We start from the raw sequence: 26,949 nt of genomic DNA on the forward strand, positions 1-26,949 counted from the left end.
AGGAGTCGGTAATGAGCTATCAGCACCAGTATGTCGACGGTACGCGGATTCATTTTCCGCTGGGGAAAGTGGTGTGCATCGGCCGTAACTACGCCGAACATGCCAAGGAACTGGACAACCCGGTCCCGACCGAGCCGTTGCTGTTCATCAAGCCAGGTAGTTGCGTAGTGCCGCTGGAAGGCGGTTTCAGCATTCCGACCGAGCGTGGCTCCGTGCATTACGAAGCGGAAATCGCTGTGTTGATCGGCAAACCACTGTCGACCAAGCCAAGCCGCGAAGAAGTGCTGGACGCGATCTCGGGTTTCGCCCCGGCGCTGGACCTGACCCTGCGCGACAAGCAGGCCGAACTCAAGTCCAAGGGCCTGCCGTGGGAAATCGCCAAGTCGTTCGACGGCGCGGCGGTGATTGCGCCGTTCGTGGTCGGCAGCACCTTTGCCGACCTGACCGACATCGGCATTCGCCTGACCATCAATGGCGAAGTGCGCCAGGACGGCAACAGCAGCGCGATGCTCAACCCGATCGTGCCGATGATCCAGCACATGGCCGGCTGCTTCTCGCTGCAGGCCGGTGACGTGATCCTGACCGGCACGCCGGTGGGCGTCGGGCCGTTGAACGTTGGCGATGACATCGTGCTGGAACTGCCGGGCGCCAGTCGCTTCACCAGCAGCGTTCGCTGATCCGGACGCCGCGCCCTCCGAATGGGAGATTGCAGGCTTGAGCTGAGCTCTCAGGCCAGCAATCTCCCGTTTTTGTTTTGTGATCCCGCCTGCAAAGGCGCAGGGCGATCCCGCCATTTGCCGTTTTTTTCACATCCTGTCCGGATAATTCCGGTCATTCTGGCGTCTGAGCCGGCCTCTTTGTGCTATTACCCATAGCCTGAATTTTCGGAACGCGTCCTCTGATGTCATCTCAAACTCAGCTCAACACTGCTCGCCGTTCACGTTTCGCCTTGCGCTGGTACTACTGGCTGCTGCTGGTAGTCGCTGCCGGTTATGGTCTGGCGTATGCGATGCATTGGGATGACCGGGGCCTGTTGTGGCTGCGCGAGCGCTTCGAAAGTCCGGCTGAACGCACGGCGAGTGTCTGGCTGCCGGACTATCGGGTGGTGATCGACGCCAAGCTGCTGCCGGGCATGGAAAAGGACGAGGCGTCGGACCTGTCCTACGACCCGCAGAGCAAGACTCTGTTCTCGGTGATGGGCAAGAACCCGTTCCTGGTCGAGCTGACCTTGCAGGGTGACGTGCTGCGCAAGATGCCACTGGTGGGCTGGACCAACCCGGAAGGCGTGACGGTCATGGGCAATGGCTTGCTGGCCATAGTCGATGAACGTGAGCACATGCTGTCGATCGTCAAGGTCGATGCCAATACCCGCGAACTGAAGCGCGACGACTTCCCGAAGTACGACCTCGGTCCTTCGAAAAACCAGAACAAGGCTTTCGAAGCCATCACCTGGGATGCCCGCAACCAGCGACTGTTGCTGGGCGAAGAGCGGCCACCGGCGCTGTTCACCTGGAAAAGCGACGGCAGCCAGACCCTCACCGGCGACAAGCAAAAACTGCCGAACGACGAACTGGACATCCGCAACCTCTCAGCCCTGGCCATCGATCCGCGCACCGGACATACCCTGGTGCTGTCTGCCGATTCGCATCTGCTGCTGGAGCTGGACGAGAAGGGCGAGCAGGTCAGCTTCATGACCCTGCTGGGCGGTTTCAACGGTCTGAAGCAGACCATCCCCCGCGCCGAAGGCGTGACCATGGATGAGGCGGGCACGCTGTACATGGTCAGCGAACCGAACCTGTTCTACCGCTTCGAAAAGCAGAAATAATCCGCCTGCCGCAGCAAGGTTGTAGTCCGAGGCAAGTGGCCATTAAGCTTCGATTCAGACAGGCGTGATATTTCATCCGCCTGTTTTGATCCCGAGCCCAGCCCGAATGCGTCGATTTGCCCGTCCCAAACCTCTTCTGATCATCCTGACGGTGATTGCCCTGATCGCGTTGATTGCGATCGGCCAATACCTGCGTCTGTTCGAGCGTGCCTGGTTCAATCTGCATACTCTTTGGCAGCCACAGAGCAGCGAATCCATTGGTCTGGATCAGTATCGGGTGGACATTGAGTCGCGGGTGATTGAAGGGTTGAATGATGACGTCTCCGCACTGACCTACGACCCGGTGCGCAAAAGCCTGTTCACCGTCACCAACAAGAATGCCGAGCTGATCGAGCTGTCGCTGGACGGGCAGATTCTGCGCCGTGTCGCGCTGATCGGCTTCGGTGATCCGGAGGCGGTGGAGTTCATCAGCGCCGACACTTACGTGATCACCGACGAGCGCCAGCAGCGCCTGATCAAGATTCATCTGGAGCACGACACCTCGTTCCTCGATGCAGCGGACGCCGAGCAAATGACCCTCGGCGTGCACATGAGCGGCAACAAAGGGTTTGAAGGCCTGGCCTATGACTCGGTGGGCAAGCGTCTGTTCGTGGCCAAGGAGCGCGATCCGATGCTGATCTACGAGGTGCACGGCTTTCCGCACTTCAATCCGGAAAAGTCCTACGCGGTGCATGTGATCAACAACCCCAAGCGCGACGCCGGGATGTTCGTGCGTGACCTGTCGAGCCTGCAATACGACGAGCGCAGCGGCCATCTGCTGGCGCTGTCGGACGAGTCACGGCTGATTCTGGAGCTGGATGTGGATGGGCGCCCGTTGAGCACGATGTCATTGAACGGTGGCCGGCAAGGACTGAAGAAAACCGTGCCACAGGCGGAAGGCATCGCGATGGATGACGACGGGACGTTGTATCTGGTGAGCGAGCCGAATCTGTTTTATGTCTTCAAGAAGCCTGCGCAAAACTAATTCGCACCACAAAACACTGTGGGAGCGAGCTTGCTCGCGATGAGGGGGTGTCAGTCGCCAAACATGTCGACTGACATACCGCTATCGCTAGCAAGCTAGCTCCCACAGGTTTTTCATCTGCCCACAAAGATGTGGGCAGTTTCGGCTTACTCGGCCTTCAGAGTCTTCACGCCTTCGCTGGTGCCCAGCAGCAGCAGATCCGCCGGACGCGCCGCGAACAGGCCGTTGGTGACCACGCCGACGATCGCATTGATCTGCGCTTCCAGCTCTACGGGGTTGGTGATCTGCAGATTGTGCACGTCGAGGATGATGTTGCCGTTGTCGGTCAGCACGCCTTCACGGTAGACCGGGTCGCCGCCCAGTTTCACCAGTTGGCGGGCAACGTGGCTGCGAGCCATCGGGATCACTTCCACCGGCAGCGGGAACGCGCCGAGCACCGGCACCAGTTTGCTGCCGTCGGCGATGCAGATGAAGGTCTTGGCCACGGCCGCAACGATCTTCTCGCGGGTCAGGGCTGCGCCGCCGCCCTTGATCAGGTTCAGGTGCTCGTCGCTTTCGTCGGCGCCGTCGATGTAGAACTCCAGGTCGCTGACCGTGTTCAGTTCGTACACCGGAATCCCGTGGCCCTTGAGGCGCGCGGCGGTGGCTTCGGAACTGGCGACCGCGCCATCGAACGCGCCCTTGTGCTGGGCCAGGGCGTCGATGAAGCAGTTGGCGGTGGAGCCGGTGCCGACCCCGACGATGCTTTTGTCGTCGAGTTTCGGAAGGATGAAGTCGACGGCGGCCTGGGCCACGGCCTGTTTGAGTTGATCCTGGGTCATGCGGGCTCCGGAAGCGGGCAAGGTAAGAACGGAAAGGCCGGCATTATAGCCTCAAGCCGGGCTAAAACCTCTGGATTCGTGTGGTCGTGCGCCCGAAAGCCGGGTTAGACTCGTTGGCCCTGCCCAACCCGCTCAGTGATGCTTTCCGATGCTCGAACAGTACGTCAAAAAGATCCTCACCTCGCGCGTTTATGACGTTGCCGTAGAAACCCCGCTGCAGAACGCTCGCCAGCTCTCCGAGCGGCTGGGCAACGACATCTGGCTCAAGCGCGAAGACTTGCAGCCGGTGTTCTCGTTCAAGATTCGCGGCGCCTACAACAAGCTGACCCAGTTGAGCGACGAAGAGCGCGCCCGTGGCGTGGTCACCGCATCGGCGGGCAACCACGCGCAGGGTCTGGCCCTGGCGGCGAAAGTGCTGGGCGTGAAAGCGACCATCGTGATGCCCAAGACCACCCCGGAGATCAAGGTCGAAGGCGTGCGCTCCCGTGGCGGCAAGGTGGTGCTGCACGGTGATTCGTTCCCGGAAGCCCTGGCTTACTCGCTGAAACTGGTCGATGAAAAAGGCTACGTCTACATCCACCCGTACGACGATCCGCACACCATTGCCGGGCAGGGCACCGTGGCGATGGAAATTCTGCGCCAGCACCCGCAGCCATTGGATGCGATCTTCGTTCCGGTGGGCGGTGGCGGTCTGATCGCCGGTATTGCGGCGTACGTGAAATACCTGCGGCCGGACATCAAGGTCATCGGCGTCGAGCCCGACGACTCCAACTGCCTGCAGGCGGCGATGGCGGCGGGCGAGCGCGTTGTGCTGCCGACCGTGGGCATCTTCGCCGACGGCGTGGCGGTGGCGCAGATCGGCCAGCACACCTTCGATATCTGCAAGGATTACGTCGATGAAGTGATCACTGTCAGCACCGACGAAATCTGCGCGGCGATCAAGGACATCTACGACGACACCCGTTCGATCACCGAACCGGCCGGCGCCCTGGGTGTGGCCGGGATCAAGAAGTACGTCGAGCAGCGTGGCGTCAGCGGCCAGACCTTCGTCGCCATCGACTCCGGGGCCAACGTCAACTTCGACCGTTTGCGCCACGTCGCCGAGCGCGCCGAGCTGGGTGAGGGCCGCGAAGCGATTATCGCCGTGACCATCCCGGAGAAGGCCGGCAGCTTCAAGGCGTTCTGCGAAGCCATCGGCAAGCGCCAGATCACTGAATTCAACTACCGCTACAACACCGGCAGCGAAGCGCACATCTTCGTCGGCGTGCAGACCCATCCGGAAAACGACCCGCGCAGCGCGCTGCTGGCGAGCCTGACCGAGCAAGGTTTCCCGGTACTCGACCTCACCGACAATGAACTGGCCAAGTTGCACATTCGCCACATGGTCGGCGGGCGCGCGGCGCAGGTGGTGGATGAAGTGGTGTTGCGCTTCGAGTTCCCGGAGCGTCCGGGCGCGCTGTTCAACTTCCTCAACAAACTCGGCGGGCGCTGGAACATCTCGATGTTCCACTACCGCAACCACGGCGCGGCAGATGGCCGTGTGGTCGCCGGTCTGCAAGTGCCTTACGAAGAGCGTCACCTGGTTCCCGCAGCACTGGCGGAAATCGGCTACCCGTACTGGGACGAAAGCGACAACCCGGCCTATCAGCTGTTTCTTGGCTGAGCGGCTACGCTGATGGGCAGGCCATAAGGAAATCTGACAATGGAAACGTTAACTGCCCTGAAAACCGCGCACATGGTCGCCACCGTGGTTCTGCTGGCGGGTGCGCTGGGGCTGGGCGTCTGGGTTTTCCTCGCCCGGCGCAAGGGTGATGCCACGGCGGGCAGCCGCACCTTGCAGCGGCCACGGGTGTTTGTCTGGCTGCTGATGGGCCTGGCACTGCTGAGCATGCCGTTCACCGGCTGGTGGATGGTGCATCTGGTGGGCTGGCCACTGGGGCAGACGTGGATTCTGGCGTCCAGCGTGCTGTACACCGTGGCGGCGCTGGCGTGGCTCTGGCTGTTGGTGCGGTTGAATCGTTTGCGCAAGACGCCGGGTGGCGTCGGCAAGTTCAGTTTGGCCTTGGCGCTGTTCAGTTTTGCCTGCTTTGTCGCGATTGCCGGGTTGATGGGCGCCAAGCCGGTTTAAGGCTTGAGACCGCGTCGCCCCCTTCGCGAGCAAGCCCGCTCCCACAGGGGATTTGTGTACGACACAGATCGAATGTGGGAGCGGGCTTGCTCCGGGCGGCGTTCCGACGAAGGCAATTTCAGCCGCGCAGACTGATCACCGGCCAGCCACGCTTCTCGGCTTCGGCACGCAGATTCGGGTCCGGATCGACCGCTACGGCATTCGCCACCTGCTCCAGTAGCGGCAAATCATTCATCGAGTCGCTGTAGAAGTAGCTGTCTTCCAGCGAATGCCCGGTTTCTTCCAGCCAGCGGTTCAGGCGCGTCACCTTGCCTTCGCGAAAGCACGGAATGTCGGTGCTGCGCCCGGTGTAGCGGCCATCCTGCATCTCGCACTCGGTGGCGATCAGGGTTTCAACGCCCAGGCGCACGGCAATCGGTGCGGTGACGAAACGGTTGGTGGCGGTGATGATCACCAGTTTGTCGCCGGCGTCGCGGTGCTTTTTCAGCAGTTCCAGGGCTTTAGGCAGGACGATCGGCTCGATGCAGTCACGCATGTAGTCGCTGTGCCATTGATCGAGCACGGCCATTTCGGTGCGGCCGAGAATTTCCAGGCAGAAGTTCAGGTACGCGGCGTTATCCAGTTTGCCCGCCAGGTAGTCCTGATAGAACTCGTCGTTGCGTGCCTTGTAGGCGATCGGGTCGAGGAAGCCGCGCTCGCACAGATAATCGCCCCAAGCGTGATCGCTGTCGCCGCCCAGAAGGGTGTTGTCCAAATCGAATAAAGCCAGGCGCATTGCAGTTACCCGCTGAAAAGTCAGTAAAAAGGCCACAAGAATACGGTCTTTTCACAAGAGTGCACATAAGCTCGGAACCTTCGTTGCCGCCTTCACAAGCTTTGTGGAACAATGCGGCGACATGCGTTTGCGAGGTTGTTGCCGTGATCGACCCCGATGGTTTCCGTCCTAATGTCGGGATCATTCTGACGAATGACGCCGGACAGGTGCTATGGGCTCGCCGTATCAATCAAGATGCCTGGCAGTTTCCGCAAGGTGGGATCAATCCCGAGGAGACGCCGGAAGACGCCTTGTACCGCGAGTTGAACGAAGAAGTGGGCCTGGAACGCGAAGATGTTGAAATTCTCGCCTGTACCCGGGGCTGGTTGCGCTATCGTTTGCCGCAACGTCTGGTGCGAACCCACAGCCAACCGCTGTGCATCGGCCAGAAACAGAAATGGTTTCTCCTGCGCCTGATCTCCAACGAGCAGCGGGTGCGGATGGATTTGACCGGTAAACCGGAGTTCGATGGCTGGCGCTGGGTCAGCTATTGGTATCCGTTGGGCCAGGTGGTGACATTCAAGCGCGAGGTGTATCGCCGCGCTCTCAAAGAGCTTGCCCCGCGCCTTTTAGCGCGCGACTGACGACGGAGTTCGACCCCGAGCCATGCTCAATACGCTGCGCAAGATCGTCCAGGAAGTTAACTCCGCCAAGGATCTCAAGGCGGCGTTGGGGATTATTGTATTGCGCGTCAAAGAGGCCATGGGCAGCCAGGTCTGCTCGGTCTACTTGCTTGATCCCGAGACCAACCGCTTCGTCCTGATGGCCACCGAGGGCTTGAACAAGCGCTCGATCGGCAAGGTCAGCATGGCACCCAACGAAGGTCTGGTCGGCCTGGTCGGCACGCGTGAAGAACCCCTTAACCTCGAAAACGCCGCGGATCACCCGCGCTACCGCTACTTCGCCGAAACCGGCGAGGAGCGCTACGCCTCGTTCCTCGGAGCACCGATCATTCACCACCGCCGCGTCGTCGGCGTGTTGGTCATCCAGCAGAAAGAACGCCGCCAGTTCGATGAGGGTGAAGAAGCCTTCCTCGTGACCATGAGCGCGCAGCTCGCCGGGGTAATCGCCCACGCCGAGGCCACGGGTTCGATCCGTGGCCTGGGCCGTCAGGGCAAGGGCATCCAGGAAGCCAAGTTCGTCGGCGTGCCGGGTTCGCCGGGTGCGGCAGTCGGTACGGCGGTGGTCATGTTGCCGCCGGCGGATCTGGACGTGGTGCCGGACAAGACCGTCACCGACATCGACGCGGAACTGGCGCTGTTCAAGACTGCCATCGAAGGTGTGCGCGCCGACATGCGTGCGTTGTCGGCGAAACTGGCGACCCAGTTGCGTCCGGAAGAGCGTGCTCTGTTCGACGTCTACCTGATGATGCTCGACGATGCCTCGCTGGGCAGCGAAATCACTAACGTGATCAAGACTGGCCAGTGGGCCCAGGGCGCGCTGCGCCAGGTCGTGACGGACCACGTCAATCGTTTCGATTTGATGGACGACGAATACCTGCGAGAGCGGGCGTCGGACGTCAAGGACTTGGGCCGTCGCTTGCTCGCCTATTTACAGGAAGAGCGTCAGCAGAACCTGGTCTACCCGGAAAAAACCATTCTGGTCAGCGAAGAACTGACGCCGGCAATGCTCGGCGAGGTGCCCGAGGGCACGCTGGTCGGTCTGGTTTCGGTACTCGGCTCGGGCAACTCCCACGTGGCAATCCTGGCCCGGGCCATGGGCATTCCGACGGTCATGGGTCTGGTCGACCTGCCGTATGCCAAGGTCGACGGCATCGACATGATCGTCGATGGCACCAAGGGCGATGTCTACACCAACCCCAGCGAAGTGCTACGCAAGCAATTCGCCGACGTGGTTGAAGAAGAGAAACAATTGGCGCTGGGTCTCGATACCCTGCGCGACCTGCCGTGCGTGACCCTCGATGGCCACCGCATGCCGCTGTGGGTCAACACCGGCTTGCTGGCGGACGTGGCGCGGGCGCAGAAGCGTGGCGCCGAAGGCGTCGGCCTGTACCGCACCGAAGTGCCGTTCATGATCAACCAGCGTTTCCCGAGCGAGAAGGAACAACTGGCGATCTACCGCGAGCAGCTCGCCGCGTTCCACCCGCAACCGGTGACCATGCGCAGCCTGGACATCGGCGGGGACAAGTCGCTGTCGTACTTCCCGATCAAGGAAGACAACCCGTTCCTCGGCTGGCGCGGGATCCGCGTCACCCTCGACCACCCGGAAATCTTCCTGGTGCAGACCCGCGCGATGCTCAAGGCCAGCGAAGGCCTGAACAACCTGCGGATCCTGCTGCCGATGATTTCCGGCATCCACGAGCTCGAAGAGGCGCTGCACCTGATCCACCGTGCCTGGGGCGAAGTGCGCGACGAAGGCACCGACGTGCCGATGCCGCCGGTGGGTGTGATGATCGAAATTCCTGCGGCGGTCTACCAGACCAGGGAACTGGCGCGGATGGTGGACTTCCTGTCGGTCGGCTCCAACGACCTGACCCAGTACCTGCTGGCGGTTGACCGCAACAACCCACGAGTGGCCGATCTCTACGACTACCTGCACCCGGCGGTGCTGCAAGCCCTGCAAACCGTGGTGCGTGACGCCCATGCCGAAGGCAAGCCGGTGAGCATCTGCGGCGAGATGGCCGGTGACCCGGCGGCAGCGGTGCTGTTGATGGCAATGGGCTTCGACAGCCTGTCGATGAACGCCACCAACCTGCCGAAGGTGAAATGGATGCTGCGCCAGATTAACCTGAGCAAGGCCAAGGACCTGCTGGCGGAACTGATGACCATCGACAACCCGCAAGTTATCCACAGCTCGCTGCAACTGGCGCTGAAGAACCTTGGGTTGGCGAAGATGGTCAATCCGGCGGCGGTCAAGGTCTGAAGTCAAAAGCCTGAGATCAAAAGCTTACCCTCACCCTAACCCTCTCCCGGAGGGAGAGGGGACTGATCGCGAGATGCTGCAGATATGCATCGACCTGAACGAGTTGTATTGAATCCATAATCGACTCGATCTTTCAGGTCGATGTAAGGCTCAAGACACCTCGGTCGGCTCCCTCTCCCTCCGGGAGAGGGCTGGGCGGGCGGCGTTCCGATGAGGGCAGGCTCCTAAACACAAATTTCCACCTCCCCCAAATGCCCGCCATACGGCCCAAAACTACGCTCCACCATCCGCCGCGTCCCATCAGCCTGCACAATCAACGCCGTACTCGCCCGAGTCCCGTAGCTCTGGCTGGCAATAAACACACTCGACAGCAACGACTCGGTCGCCAGGCCCACGCCGGTGTCCGGCAGATCAGCAAACGGTGCCGTTTGCGCATCCCCCAACAACGCTAACAGCCGCTCGGGCTGCGGATCATCCAGCACAGCACTCAATGCAGCCTTGGCCTTGAGCAGTTTCGGCCACGGCGTATCCAGGCCCGCGTTTGAAAGTCCATAAATGCCTGGCTGCAGCATCACCGGCTCCGATGACCGGGCGTTGAAGTGCCACAGCTCGTGGACGTTGCCCAGCAGCAGGTTGAACCCGGCATATTCCGGCGAGCGGGCGACAACGTCGGATAAATAGTCATCGATCGACAGGTTTCCGGTCAGAAACCCCGCCACCAACTCGCCCCGAGAACGTCGGGCCGGTGGCTGATGCGGATCGCGAATGTTGGTCAGCGCCGCAAAACGACCGTTGGCGCCAAGACCGAGCCAGGTGCCCCCAGCCTCAAGATCACGCCCGGCGTGAACATGTGGTGATTCGGGCCACTGGGCCAGCGGCAGGCTGGGCCGGGCGTAGAACTCGTCACGGTTGGCCGCGACGATCAGCGGTTGGGCATGCCCCGGCCGCCAGGCGAAAACGATCAGGCACATAAGGTGGTCCTTGTGTGTTTTCTGCCCACTCTACGCAGACATCGTCCGTGCATCCATCGCCAGTTCCGCCTGAGGCCATGCATCCGTTACCATGCCGCTCCGGTTTTGGGGATGCGCCCTGGAGGCAGCATGGAATTTCTGCTCTATCTGGCGCTGGGTGCCTGTGCCGGCGTGCTGGCGGGATTGTTCGGGGTCGGCGGCGGGATCATTATCGTTCCCGTGCTGGTGTTCAGTTTCACCTTGCAGGGTTTCGATCCGTCGATCCTTACCCACCTGGCGGTCGGCACGTCGCTGGCGACGATCATCTTCACCTCGGTCAACGCCGTGCGTGAACATCATCGACGCGGGGCGGTGCGCTGGCCGATCTTCCGGTGGATGACCGTCGGGATTCTGCTCGGCGCCGGTTTTGGGGCGCTGACGGCTGAAGCGATCTCCGGGCCCAACCTGCAAAAGATCATCGGTGTGTTCGCCCTGGTGATCGCCGCGCAGTTGGCACTGGACGTCAAACCCAAGGCCAGCCGAACGGTACCCGGTAAACTCGGTCTGACCGTGGCCGGCAGTGTGATCGGCTGGGCGTCGGCGATTTTCGGGATCGGCGGCGGCTCGCTGACCGTGCCGTTCCTGACCTGGCGCAGCGTGCCGATGCAGCAGGCCGTGGCGACATCGTCGGCCTGTGGCCTGCCGATTGCCGTGGCAAGTGCAATAAGTTTCATGATTCTGGGCTGGCATGATCCGTTGCTGCCGGCCCATAGTCTCGGGTTTGTGTATCTGCCGGCGCTGCTGGGCATTGCCCTGACCAGCATGGTGTTCGCCCGTATCGGCGCGCGGCTGGCGCACAAATTGTCGCCGAAGTTGCTGAAACGGCTGTTCGCCGCTTTGCTGTTCTGCGTGGGGCTGAGCTTTCTGTTCTGAAGCGTCTGTTCCGAGCAGGCCACAATCCTGGCTTAATCCTGAGGTGGCAGCGTCGCCCGGGAATTTTGAAGATTTGAACTCTAACGAGGAGTCGCAATGCTGCCTTACCCGCAGATCGACCCGGTGGCCCTGGCCATCGGTCCGCTGAAAATCCACTGGTACGGCCTGATGTATCTGGTCGGCATTGGCGGTGCGTGGCTGCTGGCGTCGCGCCGGCTCAACCGTTTCGACCCGACCTGGACCAAGGAGAAACTCTCCGACCTGGTGTTCTGGCTGTCGATGGGCGTGATTGTCGGCGGGCGACTGGGCTATGTGCTGTTCTACGATCTGAGCGCCTATATCGCCAATCCGACGCTGATTTTCGAAGTGTGGAAGGGCGGCATGTCGTTCCACGGCGGCTTCATCGGCGTGATGCTGGCGGCGTTGTGGTTCGGCAAGCGTAACGGCAAGTCGTTCTTCCAGCTGATGGACTTCGTCGCGCCGATGGTGCCGATCGGTCTGGGTGCCGGGCGTATCGGCAACTTCATCAACGCCGAGCTGTGGGGCAAGGCCACCGACGTGCCGTGGGCCATGGTGTTCCCGCCGTTCAGCGACCCGGCGCAACTGCCGCGTCACCCGTCGCAGCTATATCAGTTCGCGCTCGAAGGCGTGGCACTGTTCCTGATCCTCTGGCTGTTCTCGCGCAAGCCGCGCCCAACCATGGCGGTCTCGGGCATGTTCGCGCTGTTCTATGGCATCTTCCGTTTCATCGTCGAATTCGTCCGCGTGCCGGACGCGCAACTGGGCTATCTCGCCTGGAACTGGCTGACCATGGGTCAGGTACTCTGCGTACCGATGATCATCGGTGGGCTGTTCCTGATCTGGCTGGCCTACCGCCGTGCCCCGTCGGCGCCGGTTGCACCGACAGCTTAAATATTCGAACCCCGGCGCGGTTGGCCGGGGCTCAAGGACACAGGTAACTCATGAAGCAATATCTCGATCTGGTGTCGCACGTCATCAACAACGGCACCAAACAGGCCAACCGTACCGGCGTGAACACCATCAGCTTTCCGGGCGCCATGCTGCGCTTCGATCTGCAGGAAGGTTTTCCGGCGATCACCACCCGCAAGATGGCGTTCAAATCGGCCATCGGCGAGATGTGCGGCTTTCTGCGTGGCGTGAACAACGCCGCCGAATTCCGTGCGCTGGGCTGCAAGGTCTGGGATCAGAACGCCAACGAAAACGCTCAATGGCTGGCCAACCCGTTCCGCCAGGGCGAAGACGACCTCGGCGAAATCTACGGTGTGCAATGGCGCAAATGGCCGGCGTACAAGCAGATCCCGCTGAGCAACACCGCCGCCATCGAACAAACTTTGAGCAATGGCTACAAGCAGATTGCCCAGGGCGAAGAGGACGGCCAGGCCTATGTGGTGCTGTACAAAGCCATCGATCAGGTGCGCCAGTGCGTCGACACGATCATCAAGGACCCTGGCAGCCGCCGCATCCTGTTCCACGGCTGGAACTGCGCCCAGCTTGATGAAATGGCCTTGCCGCCGTGCCATCTGCTCTATCAGTTCCACCCGAATGTCGAGACCAAAGAGATCTCTCTGACGCTCTACATCCGCTCCAACGACCTGGGCCTGGGCACGCCGTTCAACCTCACCGAAGGCGCCGCGCTGCTGAGCCTGATCGGTCGCCTGACCGGCTACACGCCGCGCTGGTTCACCTATTTCATCGGTGACGCCCATGTCTACGAAAACCACCTCGACATGCTCAATGAACAGCTCAAGCGCGAGCCGTTCGCCATGCCGAAGCTGAAGATTTCGGATCGTGTGCCGGAATTCGCCAAGACAGGTGTGTACCAGCCGGAATGGCTGGAGCTGGTGGAGCCGGGCGACTTCTCGCTGGAAGGCTACGAGCACCATGCGCCGATGACTGCGCCGATGGCGGTCTGACAGGCATCAAGCAATACCCCTTGGGGAGCGTGCTTGCTCGAGAAGGCAGTTTTTGGGTCGGTAGAGGTGTTGGTTGATACACCGTTTTCTCGAGCAAGCCCGCTCCCACATTTGGTTCTGAGTAAGTATCAATGGCCGTGACTGCGGCCCACATGCGAATGCTCGACTTCCGTCGCCACAACCCCGCCACTGACTTCCAGCCGCTGCAAAATCCCGCATTGATCCGCCTCCGGCCCTTCGCCACAACGCTGGCGCAGGTCGAGCAGTTGCGTCTGCAACGCCAACAACCCGTCGATCCGCGCCTTTACGTGCTGGATGTGCTCGTCGATCAGCGCATTCACGCTCTCGCACTGATCCTGCGGGCTGTCGCGCAAGGCGAGCAGGCTGCGGATTTCTTCGAGGGTCATGTCGAGGGTGCGGCAGTTGCGGATAAAGGTCAGGCGCTCGGCGTGGGCCTGGGTGTAGACGCGGTAGTTGCCGTCGCTGCGGGCCGGTTCCGGCAGCAGGTTTTCGCGTTCGTAGTAACGAATGGTTTCCACGGCGCAATCGGTCTGTTTGGCCAGTTCTCCGATCTTCATGGCAGCGATCTCCAAAAGGGTGCTTGACCCTATAGTGGCTACAGGGTCTTTACTTGGCAACAGGCACCTTCATGGACGCGACCAATGAGCGATTCCCAGCACACCCACAAGCCCGGCGACGGGCACGATCACAGTCATAAACTGCAGCCTGTGCATAAACATTCCCACGGTGGCGATTCCTGCTGCTCGTCGAAAGCCGTCGCGCCTTCGTTGATTCAGTTGAGCGAGGCACCGAGCGCCGACGCCCGGCTGAGCAGTTTCCGCATCGAGGCGATGGACTGCCCGACCGAGCAGACGCTGATCCAGAACAAGCTCGGCAAACTGGCCGGGATCCAGCAGCTGGAATTCAACCTGATCAACCGCGTACTCGGCGTAACCCACAATCTGCCGGACACCGCACCGATCATCGACGCGATCAAATCCCTCGGCATGCAGGCCGAGCCGCTGGAGGCGGGCGTTGATGCCCCGGCCGCCGCTCCGGTGAAAAAGCACTGGTGGCCATTGGCGCTGTCCGGCGTCGGTGCGCTCGCTGCCGAAGTGATCCACTTCACCAGCGCAGCCCCGACCTGGGTGGTGGCAATCATCGCGCTGATCTCGATCCTCAGCGGCGGCCTCACCACCTACAAGAAGGGCTGGATCGCCCTGAAAAACCGCAATCTCAACATCAACGCCCTGATGAGCATCGCCGTGACCGGCGCCGTGTTGATCGGCCAGTGGCCGGAAGCGGCGATGGTGATGTTTCTGTTCACCGTGGCCGAGCTGATCGAAGCGCGCTCGCTGGATCGCGCGCGCAACGCCATCAGCGGCCTGATGCAGATGACGCCGGAGCAAGCCACTGTGTTGCAGGCGGACGGCAACTGGGTCGAACTGGATGTGAAAAGCATCGATCTCGGCGCCCGCGTGCGGGTGAAACCCGGTGAACGTATCGCGCTGGACGGTGAAGTCGTCAGCGGCAGTTCGACCATCGATCAGGCGCCGATCACCGGTGAAAGCCTGCCAGTGGAGAAAACCGTCGGCGACAAAGTCTTCGCGGGCACCATCAACCAGGCCGGTTCGCTGGAATACACAGTGACCGCAGCGGCGAACAATTCCACCCTGGCGCGGATCATCCACGCCGTGGAACAGGCACAAGGTGCGCGGGCGCCGACCCAGCGCTTCGTCGATCAATTCTCGAAAATCTACACCCCGGTGGTCTTCGTCCTGGCCCTGGCCGTGGCGATCATCCCGCCGCTGTTCATGGGCGCCGCATGGTTCGACTGGATCTACCGCGCGCTGGTGCTGCTGGTGGTCGCTTGCCCGTGCGCACTGGTGATTTCCACTCCAGTGACCATCGTCAGCGGCCTCGCGGCGGCGGCGCGCAAAGGCATTCTGGTCAAGGGCGGCGTGTATTTGGAGGGCGGTTTCAAGCTCGATTATCTGGCCCTCGACAAGACCGGCACCATCACCCACGGCAAACCGGTGCAGACCGACTACCTGTCCCTCGACCCGACCGCCGACGACACGGCACCGGCCATTGCCGCCGCGCTGGCCGGGCGTTCCGATCACCCGGTGTCGCTGGCCATCGCCAACGCGGCTGTGGATAAAGGTTTTGCGGCTCTGGTTGTGGATAACTTCGAAGCGCTGGCCGGCCGTGGGGTAAAAGGCGAGGTCAACGGTCAGGTCTACCACTTGGGCAACCACCGTCTGGTCGAAGAGCTGGGCCTGTGCTCGCCGCAACTGGAAGAAAAGCTGTTCGCTCTGGAGAAGCAGGGCAAGTCCGTGGTGCTGCTACTCGACCGTTCCGGCCCGCTGGCGCTGTTCGCCGTGGCCGACACGGTCAAGGAAACCAGCCGCGAGGCGATTCGCCAACTGCACGAACTGGGCGTGAAAACCCTGATGCTGACCGGCGACAACGTCCACACCGCGCAGGCGATTGCGGCGCAGGTCGGGATCGATCAGGCCAAGGGCGATTTGCTGCCCACCGACAAGTTGCAAGCCATCGAAGAGCTGTACGCGCAGGGCCGTCGGGTCGGCATGGTCGGCGACGGCATCAACGATGCGCCGGCACTGGCTCGGGCCGAGATCGGTTTTGCGATGGCGGCGGCCGGTACCGATACGGCGATTGAAACCGCCGATGTCGCCCTGATGGACGACGATCTGCGCAAGATTCCAGCCTTCATCAGTCTGTCCCGCAACACGGCCAGTATCCTCAAACAGAACATTGCGTTGGCATTGGTGATCAAGGCTATCTTTCTTGGGGTAACCTTCGCCGGGCTCGCCACCATGTGGATGGCGGTGTTCGCCGACATGGGCGTGAGCCTGCTGGTGGTGTTCAACGGTTTGCGCCTGTTGCGCAAATAGAGGAAGAGGGACGGTTGTGCTGAGTGCCGAGCTGAAAGCGTTTTACATGGTGGCCCGGCTGGGCAGCATCACGCTGGCGGCGAAAAAGCTCGGTCTCAGTCAACCGACCGTGACCACCCAGATCCGCAATCTGGAAAGCCAGTATTCGGTGGAGCTGTTCTACCGTGGCGGCCGGCGTCTGAGCGTCAGCGACGAAGGTGCGCGGCTGTTGCCGATGGTCAAGGCGCTGTTGCAGCAGGAGGCCGACATCGAATTCTTCCTGCGCAACAGCGGTCAGGTGCAGGGCACCCTGCGCATCGCCGCCACCGCGCCGTATTACATCCTCGATCTGGTGAAGACCTTTCGCGAGCGCCTGCCGCAGGTGGAGGTCTCGGTGGAAATCGGCAACTCGCAGCAAGTGCTCGAAGCGCTGGAGGATTACCGGGTAGATGTCGCGGCATCGTCGCAGTTGCTCGATGATGCACGGCTGATCCGCCGGGTGCTCGGCAGCGATCCGCTGGTGCTGGCGGTGCATCGCAATCATCCGCTGGCGGCGCACGACCATGTCACGCTGAGCGCACTGGCCGGGCATACCTTGCTGATGCGCGAGCCGGGCTCGACCACCCGTCGCCTGACCGAAGAATTGCTGGCCGGCGCCGGGGTCAGTTTCGGCCCGTTGCTGGAAATCGGCAGCCGTGAATCGATCCGCGAGGCGGTGCTGCGCAATATCGGCATCAGCATCATTGCCCGCCAGGAAGTGCCGCATGATCCGCAGTTGCGGGTGCTGACACTGGAGAATGCGCCGCAGATTCCCGAATATCTGTACTGCCTCAAGGAACGCAAGAACGCCCGGTTGCCGGCGGCGTTTCTCGGGCTGGCGCAGGAAATGTCCCCGGCCTGAGATCTTCAGTGCCTGTTCGGGCCCCATCGCTGGCAAGCCAGCTCCCACAGGAATCTTCAGTGAATACAAATTTTGTAAACACCCGAGAAACTGTGGGAGCTGGCTTGCCAGCGATGGGGCCAGATCAAACAACACATGATCTGAAGTTCTGAACCAAAATCCCTGAATACCACTATCGGTCGATTTTGCCTTGTTGCCATATGACCGACGCATTACAACTCTAGGATTCGTCTCATCTGCTTGATGAGGCCTGTCCATGAACCCTGCAATCGCAACTGCCCTGACCAACCCCGGCGCACCGATGAAAGTGCGCGGCGTGCAGAAGCGCTTCGGCGCTTTCACGGCGCTGGATAACGTCTCCCTCGATGTCGCGGCCGGTGAGCTGGTGTGTCTGCTCGGCCCGTCGGGGTGCGGCAAGACCACGCTGCTGCGTTGCATTGCCGGTCTGGAAAAGCAGGACAGCGGCGAGTTGTACCTCGGCGAGCGCGACGTTTCCCATCTCGCACCCCAGGCTCGCGATTACGGCATCCTGTTCCAGTCTTACGCTCTGTTCCCCAATCTGACCGTCGAAGCGAACATTGCCTACGGCCTCGCCGGCAGCGGTCGCGATGAAGTGCGCCGTCGCGTCGGTCAGATGCTGGAACTGGTCGGCCTCACCGGCAGTGAGAAAAAGTACCCGGGCCAGTTGTCCGGCGGCCAGCAACAACGTGTGGCACTGGCCCGCGCCTTGGCCCCCGCGCCGTCGCTGCTGTTGCTCGACGAACCGATGTCGGCCCTCGACGCCCGGGTCCGCGAGCATCTGTGCACCGAGCTGCGCCAACTGCAACGCAACCTCGGCATCACCACCCTGATGGTCACCCACAATCAGGATGAAGCCATGCTGATGGCAGACCGCATCGCCGTGATGAACAACGGCAAGGTCGAGCAGTACGCCACCCCGCAGGAAATCTACAACCGCCCGGCCACACCATTCGTGGCCGAGTTCGTCGGCCAGGGCAACTGGCTGCCGTTCCAGCGCAGCAGCGACAGCCACGCCAAGGTCGGCGGGATGAACCTGCGCCTGGCCGACGGCAGCGTCCACAGCCCGTCGGGTCGACTGTTCTGCCGCCCTGAAGCGATCAACGTCAATCCGCTGGTGCATGAGGAAAACCTGTTCCCGGCCAAGGTCCGTGAGATCACTTTCCTCGGCAACCGCTGCCGCATGAGCTTCGAGCTCGATCAATTGCCCGGTCACTCCTTGCTCGCCGAGCTGGCGCCGGAAGCCATGCCGCGCCTAGGCGCCCAGCAGATCATGGTCGCCTTGCCGCCACGCAGCCTGCAGGTGTTCGCCTGATGAACAGCAACCTCGCACTGCCGCTACCGCATAAGCAGGCGCGGCAGGTGTCCGGGGCCGAGGTCGGTGACCGGATCTTCGTCCTCGGCGGCAAACTCCTGCTGTTGGTGTTGCTCGGTGTGGCGGTGTTGTTGCCCTTGCTGGCGATCTTCTGGCGCGGCTTCAGCAGCGAAGCCGGGCAGGGCGGTGGCTGGCTCGCCGCGAAGGAGCTGGTGACCAGCGACAATTTCCACTGGCTGCTCGGCAACAGCCTGAAGGTTTCCCTCAGCGTCGCGGCCATCGTCGTACCGCTGGCCTACCTGTTTGCTTACGCCTTGCAGCGCACGTTGATTCCCGCAAAAGGCATCTGGCGCGGGATTTCGCTGCTGCCGCTGATGGCGCCGTCGATGTTGCCGGGGATTGCCCTGGTCTATCTGTTCGGCAATCAGGGCATGTTGCGCGGGCTGCTGTCGGACAACATCTACGGTTTCTGGGGGATTGTTCTGGGTGAGGTGATCTACACCTTCCCACACGCCTTGATGATTCTGCTGTCAGCCCTGTCGTTGGCAGATGCACGACTGTTCGACGCGGCGTCGAGCATGGGCGCGAGCCCGGCGAAGGCCTTTCGCAGCATCACCTGGCCAGCGACTCGTCAGGCCATATTCGCTGCGTTCTGCCTGGTGTTCACCCTGACCATCACTGATTTCGGTGTACCGGTGGTGGTCGGTGGCGACTATCAAGTGTTGGCGCTGGAAGCCTACAAAGCCGTGGTCGGCCAACAGCAATTCGGTCGCGGCGCGCTGATCGGCATGGTTCTGCTGCTGCCGGCGCTGTTCAGTTTCGGCGTCGATGCCTGGCTGCGTCGTCGTCACGGCGACGCCATGAGTGGCCGGGCCCAAGTGTTCAAACCGGCGCCGTCGAAGAAACGCGATGCCTGTTATCTGGCCATCGTCCTGTTGATCAGCGCCGCGTTACTGCTGGTGTTCGGCATGGCGGTGTTCTCGTCGCTGGTGAAGTTCTGGCCGTACAACCTGTCGCTGTCGCTCAACCACTATCAGTTCAACGAGACCGCCGGCGGTGGCTGGCTGGCCTACGGCAACAGTTTGAAGATGGCGCTGGGCACGGCATTGATCGGCAGCGTGCTGATCTTCACCGGCGCTTACCTGATGGAAAAGACCCGCAGCCAGCGAGGCCTCAATCTGACCCTGCGCATGCTCAGTTTCGTACCGATGGCGGTGCCGGGGCTGGTGCTGGGGCTGGGTTACGTCTTCTTCTTCAACCTCACCGGCAACCCGCTGCACGTGCTGTACGGGACCATGACCCTGCTGATCGTCTGCACCATTGCTCACTATTTGACCACCGCGCAGATGACCGCCACCACCGCGCTGCGTCAGCTCGACGCCGAGTTCGAAGCTGCCGCGCTGTCGCTCAAGGCGCCGCTGTACCGGCATTACTTGAAGGTCACCGTACCGATCTGCCTGCCGGCGCTGCTGGACATCGTGCGCTACCTGTTCGTCTCGGCCATGACCACCGTGTCGGCGGCGATTTTCCTCTACAGCCCCGACACCATCCTCGCGGCGGTGGCTGTGCTGAACATGGATGACGCCGGCAACGTCGGCGGCGCGGCGGCGATGTCGACCCTGATTCTGTTCACCTCGGCGGGCGTGTCCTTGCTGCTGGCGTGGGCTTCGCGCGGCTTGCTGCGCCGTTCCCAGGCCTGGCGGCAAACGGCGCCCGGCCACTGATCCACGACTTGTCCCTATAGCCTCAACTCACCTACAGGAAAACGATCATGTTCAAGCCTATGGCCCTGGCCGCTGCTGTGCTCGCTACTTTCAGCCTGAATGCCTTCGCGGCAAAAACCGAGTTGACGGTGTACACCGCCCTCGAAGCCGAGCAGTTGAAGTCCTACAAAGAGGCCTTCGAAAAGGCCAACCCGGACGTCGAGATCAAGTGGGTGCGCGACTCCACCGGGATCATCACCGCCAAACTGCTGGCCGAAAAAGAGCGTCCACAGGCTGACGCGGTGTGGGGCCTGGCGGCGTCGAGCCTGGCGATCCTCGATCAGCAAGGCATGCTGCAAAGCTATGCGCCGAAGGACCTGGGCAAGATCGGCGCAAACTACCGCGACGCCGCCAACCCGCCAGCCTGGGTCGGCATGGACGTCTGGGCCGCAACCATTTGCTTCAACACCGTCGAAGCCGAGAAACAGGGCCTGAGCAAACCGGTGAGCTGGCAGGACCTGACCAAGCCCGAGTACAAAGGCAAGATCGTGATGCCGAACCCGGCCTCGTCCGGCACTGGTTTCCTCGACGTCAGCGCCTGGCTGCAAACCTTCGGCGAGAAACAGGGCTGGGCCTACATGGACGGCCTGCACCAGAACATCGGCCAGTACGTTCACTCCGGTTCCAAGCCTTGCAAACTGGCGGCGGCGGGTGAGTTCCCGATCGGCATTTCCTTCGAATACCCGGCCGTTCAGCTCAAGCGTCAGGGCGCACCGCTGGACATCATCCTGCCGAAGGAAGGCCTGGGCTGGGAGATCGAAGCCACCGCCGTGATCAAAGGCACGCCGCACGAAGAAGCCGCGAAGAAGCTGGCTGACTTCTCCGCCAGCGCCCCGGCGATGGATCTGTACAAGGAAAACTTCGCCGTCCTCGCCCAACCGGGCATCGCCAAGCCGCAGACCGAGCTGCCGGCCGACTACGAGCAGCGCCTGATCAAGAACGACTTCGCCTGGGCCTCGAAGAACCGCGACGAGATCCTGACCGAATGGCGCAAGCGTTATGACGGCAAGTCCGAGAAAGTCGCTGCCAAGTAAGATCTTCATCGACTGACAGGGGCCTCTTCGCGAGCAAGCCCGCTCCCACATTGGCCGGTGTGAAACACACATTGTGTGAACACCGCCAAACTTGTGGGAGCTGGCTTGCCAGCGAAAGCGGTCTCGCATTCAGAGCACCTCTAGATGACACAACACAAAGACTTGCTGATCGTCGGCGCCGGCATCCTGGGCCTGTCCCACGCCTACGCGGCCGCCCGACGTGGTCTCAAGGTCGCGGTTTTCGAACGCACCGCCACGCCACTCGGCGCCTCGGTTCGCAACTTCGGCCAGGCACTGGTCACCGGCCAGCCACCGGGCCCGATGCTCGAACTGGCCAAGGCCAGTCGCGAAATCTGGGGCCAGTGGGCGCAGCTCGCCGGCCTGCAACTCAAGCGCAACGGCTCGTACCTGTTCGCTCGCACCGAGGCCGAAGAGCACTTGCTCGATGCCTTCTGCGCCGGACGCGCCGTTGAGCATGACTACCGCGTCGAACTGCTGCGCGGTGCCGCGTTGCGTGATCTGTACGGCGGCCAGTTCAGCCATCACCGCGCCGCGTTGCACGGCATGGACGATCAACAGTTGTATTCCCGGGAAGCGATTCCGGCGCTGATCGATTACTTGCGCCGCGAACTCAACGTCGAGTTTCACTTCAACACACTGGTGCGCGACGTCGAACCGGGACGCCTGCAAAGCACTGCCGGAACTTTCACTGCCGAACAGATCATCGTCTGTTCCGGCCACGATTATCAGACCTTGCTGGCCGAACCGATTGCCGCCCTCGACCCGCAAATCTGCCGTCTGCAAATGCTCCGCGCCCGGCCGCAGATTGACCTGAACCTGCAACACGCCTTGCTTACCGGCCTCAGCTGCGTGCACTACGGCGCTTTCGCCGACCTGCCGGAAGCCGCAGCAGTGCAGGCGCAGATCCTGCGCGAGCAACCGCACCTGCAGGAAAACGGCATTCATCTGCTGATCAGCCCGACGCCGTATGGCGAACTGATCATCGGCGACTCGCACCATTACGGCAGCGATCCGTCGCCGTTCAACGCCGAGCAGGTCGACAACTGGATGCTCGAACTGGCCGAACAGACCCTCGGCTGCAAGGTGCAAGTGGTCGAGCGCTGGCAGGGTGTCTATGGTTCCCGGGGGCCGGGACCATTTTCGTTCCTGCGCCCGGCGCCGGGGCTGAGTGTGGCGCTGATGCACAGCGGCGTTGGCATGAGCGTCGGCCCGGCCATGGCCGGGCGCAATGTTGCACAGCTTTTTGGAGAGCGCTGATGTTGAGTCACGAGCAAGTCATCGACCGGGTGTTCGGACTTTATGAGCGTTTCGGCGCCAGCGACTACATCGGCGAACCGGTGTCGCAGATCGAGCACATGTCTCAGGCAGCTGAGCTGGCGATCGCCGAAGGCTTCGATGACGAAGTGGTGCTGGCGGCGTTCTTCCACGACATCGGCCATTTGTGCGCCGAGGGCGCGGAGAACATGGGTGGTTACGGCGTGGTCAGCCACGAATGCCTCGGTGCGGACTATTTGCGTGAAGCCGGATTCAGCGAGCGCCTGGCGCGGCTGGTGGAGTATCACGTCCAGGCCAAACGCTATCTGACGCTCAGGGAGGCGGGTTATTACGAGCGCTTGAGCGAAGCCAGCCGCCGCACCCTGGAATATCAGGGCGGGGTGATGACCGAGGCCGAAGCCGATGCGTTCGAGCAGGATCCGTTGTGCGCTGTCAGTTTGAGGATGCGTCAGTGGGATGAGCTGGCGAAGGAAATGGCGGTGCCGGTGATGGATCTTTCGGTGTTGAAGCGCAAGGCCTTGACCGTGCTGTCCCGCGAGGCGCGCTGAACCTTCTTACGCCAATCCGGGAAACGGTGCATGGCGCGTATTGCCCCTTCGGCCCAGACTGTTTTTTTGCCGAAAGGAGCGCACGGATGCGTTTTTTGAAAGTGATTGCCCGGGATCGATCGGGCAACGGCGCAGGGGACAGTGTCCAGCTGCGCGTTCATGTAAGCGAACAGGACTGGCGCGAAGCCTCGGCCCGTGAAGTGGCGCAACTGCGCAGCTTCTCCAGCACCTACCTGAAATGCGCCTGGTTCAACGCGGCCGATGAGGACGCCCGGCATCTGCGGATCTTTGCCTTGAACCCCGGCGGCGATGGGACGCCGGAATCAGTGAGGCTGCACTTTCACGAGGGTGAAACCATCGTTTACAAAGCCGCTGTCCATGACCTGGATAACGATGGCGGCTTCGAGGTTGTCCTGTATTCGGACGTGGACAACGACGGGCGCGCCAATCGCACGGATCGCAGCCGGGTGTCGGCGCTGGTCAAACAGTTCCTCAAGCTTGGCTGGCTCTAGAGTTCGAGGACCTTGCCCACCAGTCCTTCAATCTGTTCCTGACGCTGGGCCTGATTCAGTTTCGGATGAGGATTGAGTGATGACCACTGCGGGTGAGCCCGGGCAATGTTCAGCGCCTCCGGCAACTTGCCTTCGCGCCAGGTCTTGTCCTGTGGCGTTGCCACCTGAACGGTGTCCATCGCCGCATGTCCACGGGCGTTCAGCGCTTGCAGCAGTTGCCGTTGACGCAGGGCCAGCAGACGCAACACGTTGTCGTCGACCGTCAGCTCCCGCTGCCCTTTGATCTTGCCCAGCAGGCGATTGCCATAACTGCGGGCGGTTTGCAGGGCGCCGCCGGCAATTGCGCCGGCCAGGGCTGCGGCGCCAAGAGTAATGCCGCCCACCAGCAGATCCACGCCTGCACCGGCCGCTGCGCCAGCGGCGATTCCGCCACCGACCCGCACGCCCAGTTGCTTGAGGGTTTCCGGGTTGAACAGGTCATCGCCCCAACGGCCGTCGAGCAACGGCAGATCGCTGGCGGCGGCGTCTTGCGGGCGGAAGGCGTAGAGCTTGAGCAGCGCTTCGACACATTTCTGTTCGCGCTGGCGCACGGCTTTGCGCAGTTCGCTAATGGCCTGTTGTTCCTGTTCGGCGTTGCTCGCCACACTGCGTCGGCACGCGGCGCAGTCGATCAGCAATTCGGCGATCAGGCGTGCGGCACTTTGCTTGCGAGCGAGGCGCTGGGCCTGTTGATCGGCGATCAGACGTTCAAGTTGTGGGCGGGCGTTTTCCAGCAATAGCGCGAGGCTTTCGTACAGCCTCCGCTCGCCATCTTCGGGCGGGGCAACGCTGTCGAAGCGCACCAGTGCATGCAGGCCCAGCCGCGCCAGAGCTTCACGCCAGTCCGGCTCGCGGTGGTTGGCGCTGCTGACGAAATTCAACACCGGCAGCAAGGGCTTGCCGCAACTGGCCAGTACTTCCAGTTCGTCGCGGTACTTGGCCAGTACCGGTTCACGGGCGTCGATCACGTACAGGCCGGCATCGGAATCAAGCAATTGCCGCAGCACTTTGGCTTCCTGTTCGAAACGCTGGCGCGCCTCGCTGCCGTCGAGAAACCGCGCCAGTCGCGCCGGGCCATCGAGGCGTTCACCGGGGCGCTCCAGACGCTCGAGAAAATCCAGCAGGGCGATGGCGTCTTCCAAACCCGGCGTATCGTAGAGGTCGAGCAACGGCTCGCCATCCACCGACAACCGCGCGCCTTCGACATGCCGGGTGGTGCTCGGCCGATGGGAGACTTCGCCGAAGCCGACGTCGCGAGTCAGGGTGCGCAACAGCGAAGTCTTGCCGACGTTGGTGTGGCCGACCACCGCCAGTTTCAGTGGCGCTTTCCAGGCATCAGTCATGTCCGTGCTCCAGCCAGTTCAACGGGGCGCAATCGGCGAATGGCAACTCCAACTTTTGCAGTGCCACATGCCAGTCGCCGAGGCGCTCGGCGTCCAGCGCCTGTCCTTGCGGCGCCTGCAACAGCCAGACCCGGGTCGCGGCGGCGTTGCGCGCCAGCTCGGCGATCAGTGCCAGGCTGCCGCGATCCGGCGAACGCCGTGGGTCGCAGGCGATCGCGAGTCGCGCCGGCGGGAAGCGGCTGAGTTGTTCGAGTAGTTTGTTGCGTGATTCGCGACTGTCGAGGATGCCGGCGTTGCTGACGTTTTTCGGCAGCGTCGGTGGCCATGGGTGTTGATCGTCGAGCTCGATTGCCACCAGCAACGCGCCATCGCTGGCGTGTTCGCCAACAGTGCTTTCGACGCGGTGCAATTGCGCAGGTTCGGGGTCGGTGATGCCGAGGCGTTCGCTGGTCGGCATCAGGCGTTCACGCAGTTGGGCGTAACCGGGCAGGTTCAGGTCCAGACGCAACGCGGCTTTGCCACTGTTCCAGCGCCAGAAGCAAAACAGCGCCAACAGCAGACGCGGCAGCACGCCGTACACCACCAGCACGCCGACCAGCCAGGTCGCCCAGGCCTGACGGGCGCTTTCGATGTTCAGTGCGGCGTCGCCGCTGGCGCGGATCATGTCCACGGTCGGCACGTTGAAACCCAGCAGCGCCGGCAACGTGCCGAGGGCCTGGGTCACGCCGATGAAAGTGTCTGCACTGAGTATTGTGGTTTCCCAGACGAAGCCGTAGCGCCGGGTCGCCATCAGGGTCAGCAGCAAAACCAACGCGCTGAACATCGCCAGCAACCACAGGCCATTGACCAGCGTGCCGAGCGCCCAGCGATTGAGTTTCTGGCGTTGCAACATCAGCAGCAGGGCCGGGGCCAGTTGCGCAGCCTTGGCATCGCGGGCGAGTTTTTCGCTGAGCCACAGCCACAAACGGCCGAGGGTGGCGCCATGTTCGCCGGCAAAGATCAGCCCCAGCGCCCAACTCAACAGCAAGATCAGGTTCAGCCCGAGCAGACTGCCCAGAGCCCAGAACACATTGACCGGCGTCTGGCCCAGTGCGGCAAAGGCCAAGCCGGCACCGCTCAATATCGCGAGGATCGCCAGCAACACCAGCGCCAGGCGTGCGCCTTGCAGCCAGTGCTTGAGCGCAGAGGTCAGGCCATCGCGCTCGGCCAGCCACAGGGCGCGGCGTTGAATGCGTCCCGGCAGATCGCCGCCGGCCGCGCGGGCCAGGCGATTGGCTTCCAGATCGTCCAGCGGGCCTGCGTGTTCTTCGCGCAGGCGCACGGTTTCGGTGAGCCAGAGGTTTTGCAGTGAAGTCAGTTCAGTCACGCGGCATCCCGTTGCTTGATTGAGCCGTGAGCATAACCGCTGTGGCGCTTATCGGGGTAAGCGCGGCTCTGGTATCCTCGCCGGCATGACTAAATCACTCCCCCTCAGCCTGATCGCAGCCCTTGGTGAAAACCGTGTGATCGGCGTCGACAACAGCATGCCCTGGCACCTGCCGGGGGACTTCAAATACTTCAAGGCCACGACGCTCGGCAAGCCGATCATCATGGGCCGCAAGACCTGGGATTCGCTGGGTCGTCCGTTGCCGGGGCGCTTGAACATCGTGGTCAGCCGTCAGACCGATCTGGTGCTGGAAGGCGCGGAAGTCTATCCGTCGCTGGAAGCTGCCGTGGTTCGCGCTGAAGAATGGGCTAAACAGCAGGGCGTCGACGAGTTGATGCTGATTGGCGGGGCGCAACTGTATGCGCAGGGAATGGCGCAGGCGGATCGCTTGTACCTGACCCGTGTGGCACTGAGCCCGGAAGGCGATGCGTGGTTTCCGGAGTTCGATCTGAACCAGTGGAAACTGGTGTCGAACGTGCCGAATCCGGCTGAAGGCGACAAACCGGCTTACAACTTCGAAGTCTGGGAAAAAGCCTGAATCTGTG

At 62.1% G+C, this 26,949-nt stretch carries 25 protein-coding genes; 19 read left to right on the forward strand and 6 right to left on the reverse strand.

Going from position 1 to position 26,949, the window contains the following annotated elements; genetic code table 11:
- Positions 1 to 11 precede the first annotated feature (11 nt).
- The 3 genes from ACW9HX_RS13740 (at position 12) to ACW9HX_RS13750 (ending at position 2,849) form a co-directional block, all read left to right on the forward strand.
- A complete protein-coding gene (locus ACW9HX_RS13740; RefSeq protein WP_096817485.1) occupies positions 12 to 677 on the forward strand; it encodes a fumarylacetoacetate hydrolase family protein in 666 nt (221 codons plus the stop codon).
- A gap of 224 nt (positions 678 to 901) precedes the next feature.
- Entirely contained in the window at positions 902 to 1,825 is a 924-nt protein-coding gene (locus ACW9HX_RS13745; protein ID WP_457381024.1) for an SdiA-regulated domain-containing protein, read from the forward strand.
- A 106-nt stretch (positions 1,826 to 1,931) separates the two neighbouring features.
- Positions 1,932 to 2,849 carry an SdiA-regulated domain-containing protein gene (locus ACW9HX_RS13750; protein ID WP_457381025.1) on the forward strand — a complete coding sequence of 306 codons (918 nt, stop codon included), beginning with the start codon at positions 1,932 to 1,934 and terminating at the stop codon, positions 2,847 to 2,849.
- A 146-nt stretch (positions 2,850 to 2,995) separates the two neighbouring features.
- On the opposite strand, the gene rpiA is transcribed toward ACW9HX_RS13750, so the two are convergent.
- Complete coding sequence (gene rpiA / locus ACW9HX_RS13755; protein ID WP_096817491.1) at positions 2,996 to 3,670, reverse strand: ribose-5-phosphate isomerase RpiA; 675 nt, start codon at positions 3,668 to 3,670, stop codon at positions 2,996 to 2,998.
- A 148-nt stretch (positions 3,671 to 3,818) separates the two neighbouring features.
- Between rpiA and ilvA the strand changes: the two genes are divergently transcribed.
- Both ilvA and ACW9HX_RS13765 read left to right on the forward strand, forming a co-directional pair.
- Positions 3,819 to 5,333 (forward strand): threonine ammonia-lyase, biosynthetic, encoded by a 1,515-nt coding sequence (ilvA, locus tag ACW9HX_RS13760; RefSeq protein ID WP_457381026.1) that lies wholly within the window; start codon positions 3,819 to 3,821, stop codon positions 5,331 to 5,333.
- A gap of 39 nt (positions 5,334 to 5,372) precedes the next feature.
- A complete protein-coding gene (locus tag ACW9HX_RS13765) occupies positions 5,373 to 5,798 on the forward strand; it encodes a DUF2269 domain-containing protein (protein ID WP_457381027.1) in 426 nt (141 codons plus the stop codon).
- 118 nt (positions 5,799 to 5,916) lie between these two features.
- Here ACW9HX_RS13765 and ACW9HX_RS13770 read toward each other — a convergent pair whose 3' ends face one another.
- Positions 5,917 to 6,573: a histidinol-phosphatase gene (locus ACW9HX_RS13770; protein WP_457381028.1), complete on the reverse strand. Its 657-nt coding sequence runs from the start codon at positions 6,571 to 6,573 to the stop codon at positions 5,917 to 5,919.
- A 143-nt stretch (positions 6,574 to 6,716) separates the two neighbouring features.
- Here ACW9HX_RS13770 and ACW9HX_RS13775 point away from each other — a divergent pair, with 143 nt between their 5' ends.
- Together ACW9HX_RS13775 and ptsP are read left to right on the forward strand one after the other, a co-directional pair.
- Positions 6,717 to 7,196, forward strand: a complete 480-nt coding sequence (locus tag ACW9HX_RS13775) for an RNA pyrophosphohydrolase (RefSeq protein WP_003229203.1) — start codon at positions 6,717 to 6,719, stop codon at positions 7,194 to 7,196.
- A gap of 22 nt (positions 7,197 to 7,218) precedes the next feature.
- The gene (ptsP, locus tag ACW9HX_RS13780) at positions 7,219 to 9,495 is read left to right on the forward strand and encodes a phosphoenolpyruvate--protein phosphotransferase (RefSeq protein ID WP_457381029.1); all 2,277 of its coding nucleotides are present in this window, start codon (positions 7,219 to 7,221) and stop codon (positions 9,493 to 9,495) included.
- Between the two features lie 224 nt (positions 9,496 to 9,719).
- Here ptsP and ACW9HX_RS13785 read toward each other — a convergent pair whose 3' ends face one another.
- Complete coding sequence (locus ACW9HX_RS13785) at positions 9,720 to 10,466, reverse strand: NRDE family protein (protein WP_457381030.1); 747 nt, start codon at positions 10,464 to 10,466, stop codon at positions 9,720 to 9,722.
- 129 nt (positions 10,467 to 10,595) lie between these two features.
- On the opposite strand from ACW9HX_RS13785, the gene ACW9HX_RS13790 reads away from it, so the two are divergent.
- The 3 genes from ACW9HX_RS13790 to ACW9HX_RS13800 all read left to right on the forward strand — a co-directional run bounded on the left by ACW9HX_RS13790 (position 10,596) and on the right by ACW9HX_RS13800 (position 13,312).
- Positions 10,596 to 11,378, forward strand: a complete 783-nt coding sequence (locus ACW9HX_RS13790) for a sulfite exporter TauE/SafE family protein (protein ID WP_457381031.1) — start codon at positions 10,596 to 10,598, stop codon at positions 11,376 to 11,378.
- A 96-nt stretch (positions 11,379 to 11,474) separates the two neighbouring features.
- Entirely contained in the window at positions 11,475 to 12,290 is an 816-nt protein-coding gene (lgt, locus tag ACW9HX_RS13795) for a prolipoprotein diacylglyceryl transferase (RefSeq protein WP_169432340.1), read from the forward strand.
- Between the two features lie 50 nt (positions 12,291 to 12,340).
- The gene (locus ACW9HX_RS13800) at positions 12,341 to 13,312 is read left to right on the forward strand and encodes a thymidylate synthase (RefSeq protein ID WP_114886153.1); all 972 of its coding nucleotides are present in this window, start codon (positions 12,341 to 12,343) and stop codon (positions 13,310 to 13,312) included.
- Between the two features lie 128 nt (positions 13,313 to 13,440).
- Here the strand turns inward: ACW9HX_RS13800 and cadR are convergent, their stop codons facing one another.
- A complete protein-coding gene (cadR, locus tag ACW9HX_RS13805) occupies positions 13,441 to 13,890 on the reverse strand; it encodes a Cd(II)/Pb(II)-responsive transcriptional regulator (protein WP_064600182.1) in 450 nt (149 codons plus the stop codon).
- A gap of 84 nt (positions 13,891 to 13,974) precedes the next feature.
- Here cadR and ACW9HX_RS13810 point away from each other — a divergent pair, with 84 nt between their 5' ends.
- The 8 genes from ACW9HX_RS13810 (at position 13,975) to ACW9HX_RS13845 (ending at position 23,596) form a co-directional block, all read left to right on the forward strand.
- The gene (locus ACW9HX_RS13810) at positions 13,975 to 16,230 is read left to right on the forward strand and encodes a heavy metal translocating P-type ATPase (protein WP_457381032.1); all 2,256 of its coding nucleotides are present in this window, start codon (positions 13,975 to 13,977) and stop codon (positions 16,228 to 16,230) included.
- Between the two features lie 16 nt (positions 16,231 to 16,246).
- The gene (locus ACW9HX_RS13815) at positions 16,247 to 17,110 is read left to right on the forward strand and encodes a LysR family transcriptional regulator (protein ID WP_102619666.1); all 864 of its coding nucleotides are present in this window, start codon (positions 16,247 to 16,249) and stop codon (positions 17,108 to 17,110) included.
- A gap of 256 nt (positions 17,111 to 17,366) precedes the next feature.
- Positions 17,367 to 18,443: a putative 2-aminoethylphosphonate ABC transporter ATP-binding protein gene (locus ACW9HX_RS13820; protein ID WP_457381033.1), complete on the forward strand. Its 1,077-nt coding sequence runs from the start codon at positions 17,367 to 17,369 to the stop codon at positions 18,441 to 18,443.
- Entirely contained in the window at positions 18,443 to 20,167 is a 1,725-nt protein-coding gene (locus ACW9HX_RS13825) for a putative 2-aminoethylphosphonate ABC transporter permease subunit (RefSeq protein WP_457381034.1), read from the forward strand. Before ACW9HX_RS13820 ends, ACW9HX_RS13825 begins: the two co-directional genes overlap by 1 nt.
- A 47-nt stretch (positions 20,168 to 20,214) precedes the next feature.
- Positions 20,215 to 21,240 (forward strand): putative 2-aminoethylphosphonate ABC transporter substrate-binding protein, encoded by a 1,026-nt coding sequence (locus tag ACW9HX_RS13830; protein WP_457381035.1) that lies wholly within the window; start codon positions 20,215 to 20,217, stop codon positions 21,238 to 21,240.
- A gap of 144 nt (positions 21,241 to 21,384) precedes the next feature.
- Positions 21,385 to 22,518 (forward strand): TIGR03364 family FAD-dependent oxidoreductase, encoded by a 1,134-nt coding sequence (locus ACW9HX_RS13835; protein ID WP_457381036.1) that lies wholly within the window; start codon positions 21,385 to 21,387, stop codon positions 22,516 to 22,518.
- A complete protein-coding gene (locus ACW9HX_RS13840; protein ID WP_457381037.1) occupies positions 22,518 to 23,084 on the forward strand; it encodes a phosphonate degradation HD-domain oxygenase in 567 nt (188 codons plus the stop codon). The genes ACW9HX_RS13835 and ACW9HX_RS13840 overlap by 1 nt, the downstream gene beginning before the upstream one ends.
- Before the next feature lie 86 nt (positions 23,085 to 23,170).
- Positions 23,171 to 23,596 (forward strand): hypothetical protein, encoded by a 426-nt coding sequence (locus ACW9HX_RS13845; RefSeq protein WP_457381038.1) that lies wholly within the window; start codon positions 23,171 to 23,173, stop codon positions 23,594 to 23,596.
- On the opposite strand, the gene ACW9HX_RS13850 is transcribed toward ACW9HX_RS13845, so the two are convergent.
- Positions 23,593 to 24,978 carry a GTPase/DUF3482 domain-containing protein gene (locus ACW9HX_RS13850; protein WP_457381039.1) on the reverse strand — a complete coding sequence of 462 codons (1,386 nt, stop codon included), beginning with the start codon at positions 24,976 to 24,978 and terminating at the stop codon, positions 23,593 to 23,595. The two genes, ACW9HX_RS13845 and ACW9HX_RS13850, sit on opposite strands and share 4 nt — an antisense overlap.
- Complete coding sequence (locus ACW9HX_RS13855) at positions 24,971 to 26,344, reverse strand: DUF2868 domain-containing protein (protein WP_457381040.1); 1,374 nt, start codon at positions 26,342 to 26,344, stop codon at positions 24,971 to 24,973. Before ACW9HX_RS13855 ends, ACW9HX_RS13850 begins: the two co-directional genes overlap by 8 nt.
- Positions 26,345 to 26,429: 85 nt before the next feature.
- On the opposite strand from ACW9HX_RS13855, the gene ACW9HX_RS13860 reads away from it, so the two are divergent.
- The gene (locus ACW9HX_RS13860) at positions 26,430 to 26,942 is read left to right on the forward strand and encodes a dihydrofolate reductase (protein WP_457381041.1); all 513 of its coding nucleotides are present in this window, start codon (positions 26,430 to 26,432) and stop codon (positions 26,940 to 26,942) included.
- Positions 26,943 to 26,949 lie beyond the last annotated feature (7 nt).

The sequence above is a fragment of the Pseudomonas sp. SDO52101_S400 genome, from assembly GCF_054071635.1.

Excerpts from the sequence above, each read along its gene's own strand:
- ACW9HX_RS13820 (WP_457381033.1), top strand. The coding sequence starts at position 17,367 with ATGAACCCTGCAATCGCAACTGCCCTGACCAACCCCGGCGCACCGATG.
- ACW9HX_RS13745 (WP_457381024.1), top strand. The coding sequence starts at position 902 with ATGTCATCTCAAACTCAGCTCAACACTGCTCGCCGTTCACGTTTCGCC.
- ACW9HX_RS13770 (WP_457381028.1), bottom strand. The coding sequence starts at position 6,573 with ATGCGCCTGGCTTTATTCGATTTGGACAACACCCTTCTGGGCGGCGAC.
- ACW9HX_RS13800 (WP_114886153.1), top strand. The coding sequence starts at position 12,341 with ATGAAGCAATATCTCGATCTGGTGTCGCACGTCATCAACAACGGCACC.
- ACW9HX_RS13785 (WP_457381030.1), bottom strand. The coding sequence starts at position 10,466 with ATGTGCCTGATCGTTTTCGCCTGGCGGCCGGGGCATGCCCAACCGCTG.
- rpiA (WP_096817491.1), bottom strand. The coding sequence starts at position 3,670 with ATGACCCAGGATCAACTCAAACAGGCCGTGGCCCAGGCCGCCGTCGAC.
- ACW9HX_RS13810 (WP_457381032.1), top strand. The coding sequence starts at position 13,975 with ATGAGCGATTCCCAGCACACCCACAAGCCCGGCGACGGGCACGATCAC.
- ACW9HX_RS13790 (WP_457381031.1), top strand. The coding sequence starts at position 10,596 with ATGGAATTTCTGCTCTATCTGGCGCTGGGTGCCTGTGCCGGCGTGCTG.
- cadR (WP_064600182.1), bottom strand. The coding sequence starts at position 13,890 with ATGAAGATCGGAGAACTGGCCAAACAGACCGATTGCGCCGTGGAAACC.
- ACW9HX_RS13860 (WP_457381041.1), top strand. The coding sequence starts at position 26,430 with ATGACTAAATCACTCCCCCTCAGCCTGATCGCAGCCCTTGGTGAAAAC.
- ptsP (WP_457381029.1), top strand. The coding sequence starts at position 7,219 with ATGCTCAATACGCTGCGCAAGATCGTCCAGGAAGTTAACTCCGCCAAG.
- lgt (WP_169432340.1), top strand. The coding sequence starts at position 11,475 with ATGCTGCCTTACCCGCAGATCGACCCGGTGGCCCTGGCCATCGGTCCG.
- ACW9HX_RS13765 (WP_457381027.1), top strand. The coding sequence starts at position 5,373 with ATGGAAACGTTAACTGCCCTGAAAACCGCGCACATGGTCGCCACCGTG.
- ACW9HX_RS13845 (WP_457381038.1), top strand. The coding sequence starts at position 23,171 with ATGCGTTTTTTGAAAGTGATTGCCCGGGATCGATCGGGCAACGGCGCA.
- ACW9HX_RS13740 (WP_096817485.1), top strand. The coding sequence starts at position 12 with ATGAGCTATCAGCACCAGTATGTCGACGGTACGCGGATTCATTTTCCG.
- ACW9HX_RS13825 (WP_457381034.1), top strand. The coding sequence starts at position 18,443 with ATGAACAGCAACCTCGCACTGCCGCTACCGCATAAGCAGGCGCGGCAG.
- ACW9HX_RS13835 (WP_457381036.1), top strand. The coding sequence starts at position 21,385 with ATGACACAACACAAAGACTTGCTGATCGTCGGCGCCGGCATCCTGGGC.
- ACW9HX_RS13830 (WP_457381035.1), top strand. The coding sequence starts at position 20,215 with ATGTTCAAGCCTATGGCCCTGGCCGCTGCTGTGCTCGCTACTTTCAGC.
- ACW9HX_RS13840 (WP_457381037.1), top strand. The coding sequence starts at position 22,518 with ATGTTGAGTCACGAGCAAGTCATCGACCGGGTGTTCGGACTTTATGAG.
- ACW9HX_RS13850 (WP_457381039.1), bottom strand. The coding sequence starts at position 24,978 with ATGACTGATGCCTGGAAAGCGCCACTGAAACTGGCGGTGGTCGGCCAC.
- ilvA (WP_457381026.1), top strand. The coding sequence starts at position 3,819 with ATGCTCGAACAGTACGTCAAAAAGATCCTCACCTCGCGCGTTTATGAC.
- ACW9HX_RS13750 (WP_457381025.1), top strand. The coding sequence starts at position 1,932 with ATGCGTCGATTTGCCCGTCCCAAACCTCTTCTGATCATCCTGACGGTG.